Genomic DNA, 17339 nt, shown 5'->3' with positions numbered 1-17339 from the left:
AATTATTTTCGTTTTCTAGATGTTTTCTTCGAAACTTCTTTCTTTTTTACCGCACTTTTTCGTTTTTTGGAGGCTTTAGAGGGTAGCTCTTTAAAGACTTTCTTGGCTTTTTCTTTCGCGGTTTTTCCCGCACGACGAGGCTTACGTTCACTCCCCATCAGCGAGAAATCGACCATTTTATTTTCTAAATGTACCGCCTCAACTTTGATGCAAACTTTATCGCCTAAGCGATATTGCATTCCGCTATTTTCGCCAATTAAACGTTGTTTTGCTGCATCGAATTGGTAATAATCGTTTTCTAAGGTAGAAATATGAACTAAACCATCGATGAATAAATCATCTAAGCGTACAAATAAACCAAATCCCGTCACAGATGAAATAACACCGCTAAATTCACCGCCGACATGATCTTGCATATATTCGCATTTCAGCCAATCAGCCACTTCACGAGTAGCGTCGTCAGCGCGGCGTTCCGTCATAGAACAGTGATTGCCAAGTAAATCCATTTCATCAAAAGAGTAATGATAACCACCAGTATCCGTTGTTTTACGTTTTGCGCCTTGTTCTTTATCGAGTAAATACTTGATGCCTCGATGAAGTGTTAAGTCCGGATAACGGCGAATTGGCGAAGTAAAGTGTGCATACTCTTCCAAAGCCAAACCAAAGTGCCCAATATTATCAGCGTGATAGACAGCCTGACTTAATGAACGTAGCAACATTGTTTGAATAAGTTCATGATCAGGTCGTTCTTTAACTTTTTCTAAGAGAGCAGCATAGTCTTTTGTGGTTGGTTTTAAGCCACCTTCTAAATTTAAACCAAACTCACTTAAGAAAGTGCGGAACGATGTTAATTTTTCTTCGCTCGGGGTGGCATGAATGCGATATAACGCAGGTTCTTTATGTTTTTCCATAAAATTGGCGGCTGCGATATTAGCAAGAATCATACATTCCTCAATGATTTTGTGGGCATCATTTCGAACAACGGGTTCAATGCGCTCAATTCTCCCCATTGCATTGAAAATAAACTTGGTTTCAATGGTTTCAAAATCGATTGCACCACGTTGATGACGTGCACTAAGCAAAGTTTGATAGAGTTTATAAAGTTCTTCTAAATGAGGTACCAGCGTAGAATAACGAGATCGTAATTCTTCATCGCCTTCAAGCATTTTGGCTACTTTGGTATAAGTGAGGCGGGCGTGAGAATTCATCACCGCTTCATAAAAGCGATAATCTGTTAGCTTACCTTTGGCAGAAATTTGCATCTCACACACCATACACAAACGATCCACTTGAGGGTTAAGAGAGCATAAGCCGTTTGATAAAATTTCAGGTAGCATTGGTACAACTCGGTTCGGAAAATAGACCGAGTTACCACGATTATGCGCTTCTACATCCAAAGCGGAACGCAAACGTACGTAATAACTGACATCCGCAATCGCTACCCAAAGTTTCCAGCCTTTGCCATGTTTTTCACAATAAACAGCATCGTCAAAATCGCGAGCATCTTCACCATCAATGGTCACAAGCAGTAAATTGCGTAAATCCACACGACCTTTTTTTGCTTCTTCAGGGACTTCTTCAGTGAATTTTTTGACGTATTTTTCCACCGCACTTGGAAATTTATGGGGAATATCGTGGTTACGCAAGGCGATTTCCACTTCCATTCCTTTCGCCATATTATCGCCTAGAATTTCAGTGATCACGCCAATTGGCTGGCTAAAACTGGCAGAGCGTTCTTGCAATTCGACAACGACAACTTGTCCCATACGTGCGCCATTACGATGTTCATTAGGCACGAGAATATCTCGGCCAATTCTACTGTCATCAGGTACCACATAGCTAAAACCGTTTTCTAAGAAAAAGCGGCCCACAATTTGTTTTTTACGACTTTCTAATACGCGCACAATTCGCACTTCACGGCGACCACGACGATCTAATCCAGCAGGTTGCGCTAAGACAAAATCTCCATGCATGACTTTTTGCATTTGATGGTTCGGAATGAATAAATCATCCTTTTTGCCATCGATCTGTAAAAAACCAAAACCTTCGCGATGACCAATTACCGTGCCTTTAAATAAATCTAATTTTTCTGGTAAGGCATAGCGTTTACGTTTGGTGAACACTAATTGGCCGTCATTTTCCATCGCACGTAATCGGCGACGTATCGCTTCTATTTGATCTTCATTTCGAATGGAAAGTGCAGTCAAAATTTCATCCCGATTCATCGGTGCATTATTGTCTCGAATAACGCTTAAAATGAATTCACGGCTCGGGATTGGATTGCCGTATTTTTCCAATTCTCGTTTGTAATGCGGATCTTGGTTGATTAAGTTTTTACGTTTTTTTGTCATTATTTTTTACAGTTTTAAAAAGTGCGGAGAGTTTGACACTGTAAGGGGGATAATGCAAGGAAAAGAAAATCTGCACTCGTGATGAGTGCAGATAGAAAGTGAATTAAGCCGATTTTTTGGTAAAGCCAATATAGGCGCAGAATATAAATCCAAGAACTAAAGCGTAAGGCGTGAATTCACCAATGCCAGAGCCTGAAGCTGCAAGGCTTAAACGATGTGCAGCGGCTGCACCCAAAAGCATACCAAGCACAAAAATAGCGGAGTCATTATCGCCTTCACCAAGATGAACCAAATGTTTGCCAGGACAACCACCGCCAAGGGCGAAGCATAATCCGCAAAGTGCCATACCGAGGAAGTTCCAAAGATATTGATTATGTGCGCCAGGTTGTTGTTCAAACCCTAAATGGAATTGACCAAGTAAAGCATTGGTAATAGCAGCAAATACCACTAAAGCGATGACACCATTCAATAAGGAAGAATCACGGAATAGAATGAAATTACGGAATGCACCGATTGAGCAGAAACGTGATTTTTGCATTAATACCCCTACGATTAGCCCACCGGCTAAAGATAACGTCCAAAATGCATGTTGTGTGCCAGGGCCTTTTTGTGAGAAATAAAGCGGTAAACCTTCGCCAAAACTAAATTGTGTGATAACGCCAATAAGTAATAAACCCGCAATAATGACAGAAATCCAACCTGTAGCAGGCGATTGTTCTTTTGATTTACCGAGAGAAAATCCTCGATTGCTAAAGTAAATTCCACCTAGTACACCGACAAATAAACCGACAATACCAGCAATCGCAGATAAATCGCCACCGCCTAAACGCAAATATGCCCGCCATGGACAACCTAAGAAGGTGAGGGCACCAATCATGGCAAATGCGCCTAAAATTAAGCGAATGAATGGTGATGAACCACCACGAGCACGGAATTCTTTTGCAAATAACGCACTCACTAACGCACCGAAAATTAATCCGATGAGTTCTGGGCGAATATATTGAAGTGGAGCGGCTTGATGTAAGCCAATGGAGCCTGCTATATCGCGTAAGAAACAGGCTGCGCAGAATCCCATGTTGCCGGGATTTCCGCTATAAGTAAGTAGTGGAGCGATGATACCAAGTGCAGCACCTGCAACCACAGGCCATTTTGATCCTTTCATAATGAAACCCTTGTGATATCTAAAGTTAAACTAAATTGTGTACTCTCGAATACTCGAAAAGCACGTTCATTTTAATCTAAGAAGTTAAATGATAAAGAATGATTTGATGAAAAAATGAGATAAATCAAAAATTTGATAGGACGAAAGTGCGGTAAAAATTTTATTGATTTCCGTAATGAAAATAAAAGATCTATACTAATAGCGTTCATTTTTTTACTCGGAAGAAACTATGACAGAACGTTCCGCCAATATCATTACCCACGATCCTTTTGGTAGCTTGCTTGGATATGCGCCTGGTGGCGTGGCAATTTATTCCTCTGATTACAATACTGCAGATGATAAAGAGTTCCCGAATGATGCCGCATTTCGGAGTTATCTAGGTCGAGAATATATGGGCTATAAATGGCAGTGTGTGGAATTTGCACGTCGTTATTTATATCTCAATCATGGTGTTGTGTTTGCCGATGTTGGTATGGCGTATGAAATTTTTTCGTTACGTTTTTTACGCCAAGTGGTAAACGATGCCTTGTTGCCTTTGCAAGCATTTGCGAATGGTTGTAAACGTAAACCTCAAGCTGGTTCCTTATTAATTTGGCAAGAAGGGGGCGAATTTAAACACACGGGGCATGTGGCAATTATCACCGAGGTATTGCCTGATCGCATTCGAATCGCCGAGCAAAATGTGATTCATTCCCGCTTGCCAAGTGGTCAGCAATGGACGCGTGAATTGCCGATGATTGTTTCAGAACAAGGTTATTTTCTACAAGATACTTTTGATGATACTAAAATTCTTGGTTGGATGATTCAAACAAACGATACTGAATTTTCAGAACCCCAACCTTTCCCAAAATCAACCGCACTTCAGTTACAAGCTCATCATGTTGACAATCACGGTCAATTTAATGGGAAATGGTTAAATGAAAATGAGCCATTTGATGCGGCATATATTAAGGCAATGCTCGGGCACAAAGTGAGCCATTCTGATCAATATCGCTATTTTGCTATGTCTGAAAGTGCTCAACAGGAATTGATTCACGCCACTAATGAACTGCATTTAATGTATTTGCATGCGACAGACAAGGTACTTAAAGATGATAATCTGTTGCAGTATTTCAATATTCCGAAACTCCTTTGGCCACGCTTAAGACTTTCTTGGCAAAATCGCCGTTATCAAACGATTACTGGTCGTTTAGATTTTTGTATGAGTGAACGAGGTTTGAAAGTCTATGAATATAATGCAGATTCAGCTTCTTGCCATGCTGAGGCAGGCGATATTATGAATCGTTGGGCAAAACAAGCTGGTTGCATATTGGGGGAAAATCCGTCTGATGGCTTGCGTAATGCGTTAGCTGATTGTTGGCAACATAGTCAAGCCTCAAAATTAGTTCATATTCTGCAAGATCACGATGATGAAGAAGATTACCACGCCATGTTTATGCAACAGGCATTGGTACAAGCGGGATTTCAAGCCAAAATTATTCATGGCACGGAGGGTTTACATTGGGATAATCGTGGTCGCCTCATTGATGAGGAAAATAACCAAGTTCAAACTGTTTGGAAAACCTGGGCGTGGGAAACCATGCTGGAACAACTTCGTGAAGATGCAACAGGAATGGAAGTCGCACCACCTATTCGCACTGGTTATCCTGAAGATAAAGTGCGGTTAATTGACGTACTACTTCGCCCTGAAGTGTTGGTTTATGAACCGCTTTGGACGGCAATTCCAAGTAATAAGGCGATTTTGCCTGTGCTTTGGTCTTTATTCCCTAATCATCGTTATTTGTTAGAGGCAAGTTTTCATCTTACACCGAACTTAATCCAAAACGGCTACGCACAAAAACCAATTGCAGGTCGCCGGGGTGATAACGTTAAATTGATTGGTGAAAATAATTCCATGCTAGACACAACCGATGGGCAGTTTGGTCAGCAAGATAGTATTTATCAACAACTTTGGTGCTTACCGCAAGTGGAAGATCAATATTTGCAAATCTGTACTTTTACAGTGGGAGGGCATTATGGCGGCACTTGCCTACGTTCTGATTCAAGTCGTGTCATCATGGGAAATAGTGATATGCAGCCTTTGAGGGTGTTGAAGGATAAAGTATTTTTTGGACGAAAGAAATAATCAGGTTACCGTGCATTACCTACGAAAATAGGGTAAAATTAACGGATCTAATTTTTAAAGATTTACGGAATTTTTACCGCACTTTACTCGAATTTATATTTTTCTATTTATAAATTATAAGGCAACCATAATGCATCAAATCAATTTGTTTCGTCCAACACTTTTGGCATTAAGTCTTGCTTTTGCGAATTCTTACGCGCAAGCCTCAATGGTCCGTAATGATGTGGACTACCAATTCTTCCGTGATTTTGCTGAAAATAAAGGACAATTTTCAGTCGGATCTAGCAATATTCCCGTTTTTAATAAACAAGGTCAGAAGATTGCAACTGTATTACCTAATTTACCTATGCCTGATTTACATGTGGCAAATAGGGTAAGTGGTATTGCAACCTTGTTTAATCCTCAGTATATCGCCAGTGTAAAACATAACTCAGGTTATGGTTCTGTACAATTTGGTGATAGTGGCAATAATTCAGATAGTCATTATTTTAATTATCTTATTACAGAGCGAAATAATCATAGCAGATTGGATTTTCACGCCCCGCGGTTACATAAATTAGTGACCGAAGTTGCACCGATACCTCTAAATAATATTGCTTTTGATAATGCTAAAAAAACAGGGCCACATAATGGCGCTTTTTTAGATAAAAATCGTTATCCGTACTTTGTACGAGTAGGTTCTGGACGTCAATATTTAAGAAGTAAAGATGGCAAAGAAAAAACGTCTTTAACCTCAGCATACAACTATCTTACAGGTGGTATACCACTTACACCGCGCTCATCAATGGATAATTGGGTGTTATTCAATGGTGATATTTATGATGGATTAGCAACTTATGGTTTGCCTGGTGATAGTGGCTCACCACTATTTGCTTATGATGCTAAAGAGAAACGCTGGGTATTAGCAGCGGTGTTATCTACTTTTGCAAATTATGATCGCACAGAGAACATTTATACGATTATTCAACCTGATGTTATAGCACAAGCTTTTAAAAATGATGAGATTCAGATTCCACTTCGCGCTAAAGAGATCCAATGGCGGAATTTAGGTAATGGCGATAGTGTATTAAAAAATGGTACTGAAAATATTCATGTAGCATTAGAAAGTTCATCTAAAAAATCATTAGATCAAAATACGCAACGCCCTTCTTTAGATAATGGTAAAACTATTCATTTCCAAGGTGGTGATGGTTCAACTCTAATCCTTAAAGATAGTATTAACCAAGGTGCGGGGGCTTTATACTTCAATCAAAATACCATTGTTCGCGCAGAAAATAATGATACGACTTGGCTAGGAGCGGGAATTGTCGTTAACGGTGATAAAACGGTTCATTGGCGCGTAAAAAATCCTATTAATGACCGTCTGTCAAAATTAGGAACGGGCACACTTTATGTTGATGGCCAAGGCAAAAACCTAGGTGATATTAGTGTAGGCGATGGAACTGTAGTACTTGATCAAAAGCCGTTTAATGGACAGCAGCAAGCTTTTAATCAAGTTGGGATAACAAGTGGCCGAGGAACGGTTATTCTTGCCAATAATAAGCAGGTCAATCCAGACAATATTTACTTTGGTTTCCGAGGTGGGCAATTAGATGTTAATGGAAATTCGCTTACTTTTCATCGTATTCAAAATACTGATGACGGTGCAAAAATTGTCAATAATCACCGCACTTACGCCGCTGAAATTAATGTAATTGGTCGTAATGATGTAACAGCTCAAAATATAGAATGGGTAAAGTGGGGAGAGGAACCAACTACTTCATTTGCGCTTTATGAATATAAAAACATCCACAGAAATAACCGATTAGATTATTTCCGTCTAAAAGATGGGAAAAATCCTCGAGCTTATTTCCCTTTGGATATGACAACCACCAATGATTGGGAATTTTTAGGTAACGACAAACAAAAAGTTGTAAGAAATGAGGTTTTAAAAGAAAATTCTAAAAAACGTTTAGATACGTTTAGTGGTTTCCTTGGCGAGTATGATTCTCAACGTTATAACGGTGCGTTAACGTTTAATTACAACCCTAACTATTACAATAGTGTGCTTGTATTGAACGGCGGTACGAATTTAAATGGTAATTTAAACGTATCAGCGGGGCACTTAGTACTTTCAGGTATTCCCACTCCTCACGCTTATGATCATTTAAACCAAAAAGAAGTTATAGATGAAAATAGTTGGATTAATCGCCAATTCAAAGCGCGTGAATTTAATGTTTCAGGCAATGCAAAACTAGAAAGTAGTCGTAATGTAAGCTTATTAGAAGGGAATTTCAACGCTCGACATCAAGCCCAAATTCAGCTAGGTTTTACCCAAGGTAAATCCAATGAATGCATTCGTGAATCTTATACAGGTTACACAGCTTGTTCTGAGAATAAGACTTTAGGGAATTTAGCTTTTAATCGCATGCCTGTTACAGTTGTATTCGGTAACATTGATTTAAAAAATAATAGCCAGCTTAATTTAGGTAAAGCGCATTTAGTTGGGCGTATTAATGCGATGCCAATGACACAAATTCGTTTACAACCTAATAGCCAATGGACATTGAATGGAAATAGTGCAGTAGGAAATTTAGATCTTTTACCGAATAGCCAGATCACATTAAATACAGGCTATGATGATGTGAATAAAAACTATCGTGGTTGGGTTCAATTTAATGAGTTAACAATTAATGGAAAATTGACAGGGAATGGTCACTTCCGTTTCTTAACGAATGTGGCGGAACGTAGAGGCGATCATATTACAGTAAATGGGCTTGCCTCTGGTTCTTATATCCTTTCTGTAAAAAATACGGGGAAAGAGCCTAATGAAGTAAATCCATTAAGCCTTGTTAAATTAAATCATCCAAATCAGCGAATGGGGCAAGCTCGTTTCGCACTTGAAAATGGTTATGTTGATTTAGGGGCATATCGTTATATTTTAGCTAATCGCAACAATGATTATCGCTTATATAACCCGTTGCGCGAGGCTGAACAGTCTTTTCAAGGTAATGAGCAACTTATTGCAAATAGTCAGCGTGAATTTGATAAAGTGCATCAATTACTTAATCAAAAACAACAAGAGCTAAATCGATTAAATGCTCAATATGAGGATGTGAAAGCAAAAGAAAATACTTATAAATCACATGTTGCACGATTGCTTTCAGATATAAACCAAACCAATAATCAAATTGATAATGCTTTTAATGAATACAATCGTACGCCTCGTATCCGTTTTATTAAACGTCGACGATTATATGAGCAATTTACGCAATATAAGTCTAAATTAGAAAATCAACGTAATGAATATCGCAACCTTAATTCTCAAGCAAATTATTATACGCAACAAGTATCTTCGGTACTTAATGGTGTTAATTCAATAAAAAATGAAGTTAATTCACTTTCATCTCAACAAGGTAATTTGCAAGCAGAATTAAATCGTTTACAAGTGGGTTATGCAAATAAAATTGCACAAGCGCAAAAACTTTGCACAGCCCAAGGGCTTTCATCTGATGTATGTCGAAAAGTTGCTAAAGTCGCAAATGATAGTGATCTAGCGGCTTTTGAAGCGGAACTTGATGTAAATATTGAACAAGTAGAATTTGCTCAAGAAGCATTAGAACATGCTAAAGCATCAGGTGATGAAAGTGCGGTTCATTTTGCGCAAGAAAATTTAGATCAAGCTATACGATCTCTCATTAATACGCTTGAAGATACTTATACAACTTTAGGTGATATTAATCATTTCTTAGGTGAGATACCTGAAAATGTGGCAATACCTGTACAGGCTCAATTGATCAGTCGTTATTCCAATACGGCTTTATCAGAGCTTTCTGCAAACGTTAATTCGGTATTACAAATTGGACGAAATTTAGAGCGTCATTTATTAAGCCAAGATAAATCTAATGTTTGGGTGAATACGGAAGCTAGTCAGAGAACTTATCGCTCCGACTATAATCGTCCATATAAGCAAAATTTAACATTGACTCAAGTTGGCGTCGCTCAGACATTAAATTCGAATATGCAAATTGGTGCGGTGCTTTCTCATTCTCGTGCGAATAATGAGTTTGATGAAAATGTATCGGGTACAAGCCGACTAACAGGCATAAATGGTTTTGTTAAAGGCGAGTGGAATAATGGTGTCTTTGCAAGTTTTGACTTAGGTTATGGACGCAGCCGTAACAATGTAAAATTTGACGAAGAAAACAAAACGTTCCACCGTAATATTTTTAGTGCAGGTGGAAATATTGGGGCTTCTTTAGACTGGGGAATTCACGTCACACCTTCAGTTGGTATGCGCTACTACCGTCTATCTAGCACAAACTACCAATTAGATGGTGCAAATATCAACAGTAAAACGTTATATTTAACTACTTACCGAGCAGGTATAATGTTAGATAAAACCTTTGATATAAATGGTGTAAAATTCACCCCAACTTTCTCAAGCAATTACTATGATGCCACTCAACAAAAACTTGCCCTTGATGGTATATTAAGTGTCAATGATGTTGCATTAAAACAACAATTCGGACGTTATTTTACTCATGAACTTGGTTTTAATGCGCAGATTAAACAGTGGAATATTAGCACGAATATTGGAATACTTAAGGGATCTGATGTGGCACCACAGAAATTTGCTTCATTAAAGGTCGGTTTTACTTGGTAGCATTATCTAGTAAGTAAATAAAAAAAGTACGGCTATGTTTTGCCGTACTTTTTTATTAGTAGTAAACAAACTCCATCCATAATAAGAATATAAACGCAACATCACACTTTTATATTAGTTCTCCAGCAATCTTTCTCGCTAAATGATCAATTTCCAATACATCGTCAATATATTGAATAGATTGCGGTGTAATCTTCTCAATAGTACGCTCATTAATTTTTGCAATATCCATAAAACTAATTTGACGATCTAAAAATGCTTGTACAGCAATTTCATTAGCTGCATTCATTGCTGTTGTCGCATATTGACCCGCAGCAAAGGCATCAATAGCCAGTTTTAAATTTGGATAGCGATTAAAATCAGGTTCAATAAACGTCAGTTCTTTGATTTTAAAGAAATCGAGTGGTTCTACTCCAGCAAAAGTGCGGTGAGGATATGCCATAGTTTCTGCAATTGGTGTACGCATATCTGGATTTCCCATTTGAGCAATGACTGAGCCGTCAACATAACGTACCATAGAATGAATAATTGATTGTGGATGAATAATGACTTCCATTTCTTCCGCACTTGCGTTGAAAAGCCAGCGAGCCTCAATGTATTCTAAGCCTTTATTCATCATTGTGGCTGAATCGACAGAGATTTTTTTACCCATAGACCAATTAGGGTGTGCAACCGCTTGTTCTGGTATGATGTTGGTGAATTGTTCAAGTGGCGTGTAACGGAATGGTCCGCCAGACCCAGTGAGTATAATTTTACTTACACCTAATTCAGAAAGTGGGCAAAAACCAATTTTTTCTTGTGCTTCTGGCGGTAACGATTGAAAGATCGCATTATGTTCACTATCTACTGGTAAAAGCTTCGCTCCATAGTTTTTTACAGCATCAATAAAAAGCTGTCCGCAGGTTACCAGTGATTCTTTATTTGCCAGTAATACCCGTTTACCCGCTTTAACCGCTGAAAGAGTCGGTAACAATCCTGCTGCACCAACAATCGACGCCATTATCTGATCGGCATCAGGATGTGCTGCAAGTTCACAAATAGCTTGTTGTCCTGCTAATACTTCCGTTGGAATATGATGCGCAATTAATTTCTCACGTAAAATTTTAGCCGCATTTACATCATCAAGCGCCGCAAAGTGCGGTCGGAATTTTATGCATTGTTCAAACATTGCTTCTACATTTTTTCCGCCTACGAGTGCAAATGCATGATATTTTTGAGGATTATTTTCGATAACAGAAAGGGTACTCTTACCGATTGATCCCGTTGAACCAAGAATGACAATGTTTTGTTTTTGCATAGAATCTTTACCGCACTTTTGTTGATTATATTTTCATTGGTACGTCTAAATAAGCATACCTAATAAAATAAAGGCAGACAAAACTGCCTGCCTTTTGCATTTTTTATGATTAGAAATCCATTAATTCTTTTTCTTTATCCGCCAATACTTCATCTACTTTTTTAATGTAAATATCTGTGATTTTTTGGATTTCTTCTTCTGCTTTATGTTGTTCGTTTTCGCTGATTTCTTTGTCTTTTAATAATGCTTTGATTTTATCATTCGCATCACGACGAACGTTACGCACCGCAACTTTACCTTGTTCACCTTCGCCTTTTACAATTTTGATTAAATCGCGACGGCGTTCTTCTGTTAATGGCGGAAGTGGAACACGGATTGTGGTACCCGCTGAAGATGGGTTTAAACCTAAATCTGAGGTTAAAATTGCTTTTTCTACCGCAGAGATTAAAGAACGATCAAAAACAGTTACAGCTAAAGTACGTGCATCTTCTGCTACTACGTTTGCTAATTGGCGAAGTGGCGTCGCTGCACCATAATATTCAACTTGAATTGCATCAAGTAAACTCGGTTGTGCACGACCAGTACGGATTTTCGAAATATGGCTTTTTAATGCTTCAAGGCTTTTTTCCATACGATCTTGAGCATCTTTTTTAATTTGGTTAAGCATTGCATTGTCCTTTTAATTGACGAAAGTTAAAACTCGGTGATTTTACTGGATTTTTGTCAATTTTTGAATACATTTATCATCTTGAAAACAGATAAAAAATGACCGCACTTCAGTCACCCAAAGTGCGGTTAATATTTTTAGTACTTTTAATTAAGCTTTAGGACCAGCTGCAATTAAAGCTTTGCCTTCTTCGTTAGTGGCATATTTAACAAAGTTTTTCACAAAGCGACCTGCTAAGTCTTCAGCTTTTGATTGCCATTGTGCTTTATCCGCGTAAGTATCACGAGGATCCAAGATTGCAGAATCTACACCTGGTAATGCTTTAGGAATTGCTAAGTTGAAGATTGGTAATTCGCCCATTTCAGCTTTTTCAATTGAGCCATCTAAGATTGCATCAATGATTCCGCGAGTATCTTTGATTGAGATACGTTTGCCTGTACCATTCCAACCAGTATTCACTAAGTAAGCTTCAGCACCTGCTGCTTGCATACGTTTTACTAACACTTCTGCATATTGAGTTGGGTGAAGGGTTAAGAACGCTGCACCAAAACATGCTGAGAAAGTTGGAGTTGGTTCAGTAATACCACGTTCAGTACCTGCTAATTTTGCTGTGAAACCAGATAAGAAGTAGTATTTAGTTTGTTCTGGTGTCAATTTAGATACTGGTGGTAATACGCCAAATGCATCTGCAGTTAAGAAAATAACTTTAGTTGCGTGGCCAGCACGAGAAACTGGTTTTACAATGTTATCGATGTGATAAATTGGGTAAGACACGCGAGTATTTTCTGTTTTTGAACCATCATCAAAATCAACAGAACCATCTGCACGAACAACCACGTTTTCTAATAATGCATCGCGACGGATAGCGCGGTAAATATCAGGTTCATTTTCTTCTGAAAGGTGAATGGTTTTCGCATAGCAACCACCTTCAAAGTTAAAGATACCCACATCATCCCAACCGTGTTCATCGTCACCGATTAATTCACGTTTTGGATCGGTTGAAAGGGTTGTTTTACCTGTACCAGATAAGCCGAAGAAGATAGCTACATCGCCATCTTTACCAACGTTAGCTGAGCAGTGCATTGCACCTACACCTTTAAGTGGTAGGAAGTAGTTCATCATTGAGAACATACCTTTTTTCATTTCACCGCCGTACCAAGTACCACCGATTAATTGAATGCGCTCAGTTAAGTTGAAGGCAACGAAGTTTTCTGAATTTAAACCTTGTTCTTTCCAGTTTGGATTGGTTACTTTAGAACCGTTCATTACAACGAAATCTGGTTCAAAATTTTTGAGTTGTTCTTCAGTTGGGCGAATAAACATATTCTTCACAAAGTGTGCTTGCCATGCAACTTCAGTGACAATACGTACTGCAATACGGTCGTGTTCGCTAGCGCCACAGAAGCCATCAACCACAAATAAGCGTTTACGAGAAAGTTGGTTAGTCACCAAGTCTTTTAAACTTTGCCATGTAGCTTGATTCATTGGTTTGTTGTCATTTTTTGCTGCTTCAGATGTCCACCAAACAGTATCTTTGGTTTTTTCATCTAACACGATATATTTATCTTTTGGTGAACGGCCAGTGAAGATACCAGTATCTACAGCTACTGCACCAGTCGTAGTTAAAGTACCTTTTTCAAAGCCTTCTAAACCTGGATTGGTTTCTTCTTCGAACAATTGCTCGTAACTTGGATTGTAGACAACTTCTTTTACGTCATAAATGCCTAGAGCTTCAAGTTCTTTTACTACTTTGTTTAAGTCTGTCATAAGTCACCTCTAATATTTAAGATTAAAATTTAACTGTCGCCTATTCTAAAGAATGTCAATGCAAAAAAATGTTAACTAGATCTCATTTTTGAAAAATTATAGCTCTTCATTACCTATTTTTAGGTGTATTGATGATGTAGATCAAAAATCCCGACATAGCGTCGGGATTGATTTTAAAGTTTTGTTGATTTTAATTTTTCAATTGCTTCTTTGTTAAAGAAATAATGTGTGCCGCAACACTCACATTGCATATCAATACTGCCTTTATGCTCGGCTAATATTTCGTCAATTTCTTCATCAGAGATGAGAAGTAATGCAGAACCAGAACGCTCTGCAGAGCAGCCACAGAAAAATTGTACATCTTGTGCTGGATAAAGATTGACGGTCTCTTCATGATACAAACGATAAAGTAACTCTTCTGCAGGGAGACCAAATAATTCTTCATCTTTTACTGTTGCTGCGAGCGTAGTTAAATGCTCAAAATCTTCTGGTGTACCAGAACCATCAGGCATAATCTGTAATAGCATACCTGCTGCCACCGGCTTTCCTTCATATTCTCCAGTACGAATAATTAATTGAGTTTGAAGCTGTTCTGAGCGTACAAAATAATCTTCTAAGCATTCTGTGATCGTCGGTTTATCTAAGCTAATTACACCTTGATAGCGTTCGCCTTCTTTTGGTGCAATAGTAATGACCAATACGCCTTTGCCAATCATATTGTGCAGACTCATATTTTCAGTGATGTTGCCATCTACTCGAGCAAGGGCGCGGATTTGTTGTTGATCATTGCCATTTACTAATGCTAAGCGTAATGGACCATCGCCTTGAATTTGTACGGTGATATTGCCGTCAAATTTTAGTGTGGCAGTAAGCAAATTAGTCGCCACCATTATTTCACCCAATAAATCCTGTACTGCTTTAGGATAGTGATGGGTATTTAATGTATCAGTGAATGTTTTATTTAAGCGAACCCATTCCCCTCGAACCGCACGATTTTGGAAAAGATAACGGTAAAGCTTGTCATTGTCTTGAATATGTTTTTCCTGTTCTGTCATTAACTATTTCTCATCGATAATACATTGAAAAATATGCGGTAATTTTGCATACTTCTATGAGTTTAAACCCCAATAACTATATCCTAGTCTCTAAAATTATTAAATTGGAATGGTTGGCCTAATTCAGCGCCTTTAACAAGTTGAATGACTGCCTGTAAGTCATCGCGTGACTTACCTGTCACACGCACTTGCTCACCTTGAATTTGAGTTTGAACTTTGATTTTAGAATCTTTTACTAATTTAGTAATTTTCTTCGCCATCTCTGTTTCAATACCCTGTTTAAGTTTAATTTCTTTACTATAAAGTTTACCGTGGTGTTCACTTTCTGCTGGAATATCTAAAGAACTGTGCTCAATACCACGTTTAATACAAGATCCAATTAAAATCTCAATTAATTGTTCAAGTTGGAAATCAGATTCAGTGGTGATTTTAATCGTTTCATTTTTTTCATTTAATTCAATTACCGCTTCTACACCACGAAAATCATAACGCGTGCTAAGCACTCGGTTTGCATTTTCCACTGCATTACGGACTTCGTGTAAAGTAATTTCAGAAACAATATCAAAAGATGGCATAGTCTTCTCCCATTTTATTAAATTCGATCATTAGCACTTAAAAGGCATAAAAGTGCGGTTAAGTCGGCGAAGTTTATCACAATTTGCGCTTGTTGTTGCACTTTAGGTTTAGCATGGAATGCAACGCCTAACCCCGCCACATTCATCATTGCCAAGTCATTTGCCCCATCACCAATAGCAATAGAATGTTGTGAATCAATAGCGTATTCCTCTAACAAACGTTGCAACGTTTTAGCCTTGTATTGGGCATCAACCACATCGCCTTTAACTAAGCCAGTGAGTTTTCCATCCTCAATATCAAATTGATTTGATGCAGCAAAATCAAGCTGTAATAACGCTTTCAAATAATCCGCAAAATAAGTAAATCCACCTGAAGCAATTGCGGTTTTCCAACCATATTTCTGTAAGGTTTGGATCGTTTCAACTAATCCAGGCATTAGCGGCAAATTCTCTCTAACTTGCTGCAAAATGCTTTCTGGCGCACCTTTTAATGTACCAACTCGACGACGCAAACTTTGCTCGAAATCTAATTCGCCTCTCATTGCACTTTCCGTAATCGCAGAAACAAGTTCGCCAACACCTGCTAGTTTCGCAATTTCATCAATACACTCAATTTGAATAGCGGTAGAATCCATATCCATCACCAACAACCCAGCTTGAGACAATTTAGGACTAAAATCTAATTTAGCAATATCTACTTCAAGGTCATGAGCAAAGTTAATGAAATCAACAAACCACTGGCCTTTCAATAAAACGACAATATTTTTCTCCACCATCCAAACATCAAAAATCTGAAAATTTTGACCGCACTTTTGTTGAAAATTTTCCAGTTTAGTCATGTCCAACTTTGTGCCGTATAAGATAAAAGGCTCTCCGCTCTGTATTGGATCCTCATTGGCTAAAAGCGCGGTAGGAAATTGTGGGTATTTTTGTGTAATGCTTTCGAAACGTTGAATTTGCATAAAAATCCTGTAAATTGTGGCGAATGAAAAGATTTTAACCGATGTGAGTTGAAAAAGTGCAAATAATTAAAGAAAAACTAATCAAATCAACCATGCTTACAACGATTATTGTGCTAAGCCTAACTGCACTTGGCGTTATCTTATTTGGTGTAAAACAATTTAAGCTGAGTTCACAATTTGCTAGCGTAAACCAAGTGGCGAACATCTCACATATTTTAGTTCGTCAACAAGCCAATTTATTTTCAGTTTTACTCACAAATAATGCTAAAACAGAGCAATTAACGGACAATCTTGATCAAATAGTCAAAGAAGACTTTATTTTAGATGCGAGCTTATATGATGGCGAAGGAAAATTACTGGCTCAAAGTCGCGAGACTCACAATTCACCCGATAAAAATAATCAACAAATTGTAGAGCCACTTTACGCCCAAAGCGGCATTAAAGGATTTTTACGTGTCACCATTGATGCCCAATATACGCAATCTAACCAATCAAAAATTAATCAAATTTTTCACCAATTATATGGTGAACTCATTATTGTCTTTTTACTTGGCGCGGTGATGGCAAGCTCTATTCATTATTTTTTAAGTCACTATCGACGGACTTATCGCAAACCCAAAGAGAAAAAAAGTGCGGTAAATTTGAAAGTAAAATCGAGTAGCACGCGTTTTCACCAGCGTCGCCGTAGAATTTGATTATTGTCACAAACTATTAAATTGAGTGCGGATTTTTG

Annotated in this window: 11 protein-coding genes; 3 read left to right on the top strand and 8 right to left on the bottom strand. The window is 38.2% G+C overall.

Annotation, left to right across the window (positions count from 1 at the left end; genetic code table 11):
* Positions 1-2: 2 nt before the first annotated feature.
* Both rnr and yedE read right to left on the bottom strand, forming a co-directional pair.
* On the bottom strand, positions 3-2351 hold the full coding sequence (rnr, locus tag C3V42_RS05720) for a ribonuclease R (RefSeq protein ID WP_106013955.1): 2349 nt from the start codon (positions 2349-2351) through the stop codon (positions 3-5).
* Between the two features lie 103 nt (positions 2352-2454).
* Positions 2455-3513, bottom strand: a complete 1059-nt coding sequence (yedE, locus tag C3V42_RS05715) for a YedE family putative selenium transporter (RefSeq protein ID WP_106013954.1) — start codon at positions 3511-3513, stop codon at positions 2455-2457.
* Positions 3514-3742: 229 nt separating this feature from the next.
* Between yedE and gss the strand changes: the two genes are divergently transcribed.
* Positions 3743-5638 (top strand): bifunctional glutathionylspermidine amidase/synthase, encoded by a 1896-nt coding sequence (gene gss, locus C3V42_RS05710; protein WP_106013953.1) that lies wholly within the window; start codon positions 3743-3745, stop codon positions 5636-5638.
* A gap of 130 nt (positions 5639-5768) precedes the next feature.
* Positions 5769-10283, top strand: a complete 4515-nt coding sequence (locus tag C3V42_RS05705; protein ID WP_106013952.1) for a S6 family peptidase — start codon at positions 5769-5771, stop codon at positions 10281-10283.
* A 109-nt stretch (positions 10284-10392) separates the two neighbouring features.
* Here C3V42_RS05705 and ispC read toward each other — a convergent pair whose 3' ends face one another.
* From ispC to serB, 6 genes are all read right to left on the bottom strand, one after another.
* The gene (gene ispC / locus C3V42_RS05700; protein ID WP_106013951.1) at positions 10393-11580 is read right to left on the bottom strand and encodes a 1-deoxy-D-xylulose-5-phosphate reductoisomerase; all 1188 of its coding nucleotides are present in this window, start codon (positions 11578-11580) and stop codon (positions 10393-10395) included.
* A gap of 109 nt (positions 11581-11689) precedes the next feature.
* Positions 11690-12247, bottom strand: coding sequence for a ribosome recycling factor (gene frr, locus C3V42_RS05695; protein ID WP_106013950.1), 558 nt, complete (start codon positions 12245-12247; stop codon positions 11690-11692).
* 150 nt (positions 12248-12397) lie between these two features.
* On the bottom strand, positions 12398-14014 hold the full coding sequence (gene pckA / locus C3V42_RS05690) for a phosphoenolpyruvate carboxykinase (ATP) (protein WP_046939458.1): 1617 nt from the start codon (positions 14012-14014) through the stop codon (positions 12398-12400).
* 173 nt (positions 14015-14187) lie between these two features.
* Positions 14188-15069, bottom strand: coding sequence for an Hsp33 family molecular chaperone HslO (gene hslO, locus C3V42_RS05685; protein ID WP_048952761.1), 882 nt, complete (start codon positions 15067-15069; stop codon positions 14188-14190).
* Positions 15070-15152: 83 nt separating this feature from the next.
* Positions 15153-15644, bottom strand: coding sequence for a YajQ family cyclic di-GMP-binding protein (locus C3V42_RS05680; RefSeq protein WP_005629625.1), 492 nt, complete (start codon positions 15642-15644; stop codon positions 15153-15155).
* A gap of 17 nt (positions 15645-15661) precedes the next feature.
* The gene (gene serB / locus C3V42_RS05675; protein ID WP_048952760.1) at positions 15662-16606 is read right to left on the bottom strand and encodes a phosphoserine phosphatase; all 945 of its coding nucleotides are present in this window, start codon (positions 16604-16606) and stop codon (positions 15662-15664) included.
* A 56-nt stretch (positions 16607-16662) separates the two neighbouring features.
* Between serB and C3V42_RS05670 the strand changes: the two genes are divergently transcribed.
* Positions 16663-17301: a YtjB family periplasmic protein gene (locus C3V42_RS05670; RefSeq protein WP_106013949.1), complete on the top strand. Its 639-nt coding sequence runs from the start codon at positions 16663-16665 to the stop codon at positions 17299-17301.
* Positions 17302-17339: the final 38 nt, after the last annotated feature.

The organism is Haemophilus sp. oral taxon 036 (genome assembly GCF_002998595.1).
Classification (GTDB): domain Bacteria; phylum Pseudomonadota; class Gammaproteobacteria; order Enterobacterales; family Pasteurellaceae; genus Haemophilus; species Haemophilus haemolyticus_K.
Note: the sequence above shows the minus strand (reverse complement) of the source record. Positions and strands in the feature narration are given on the sequence as shown.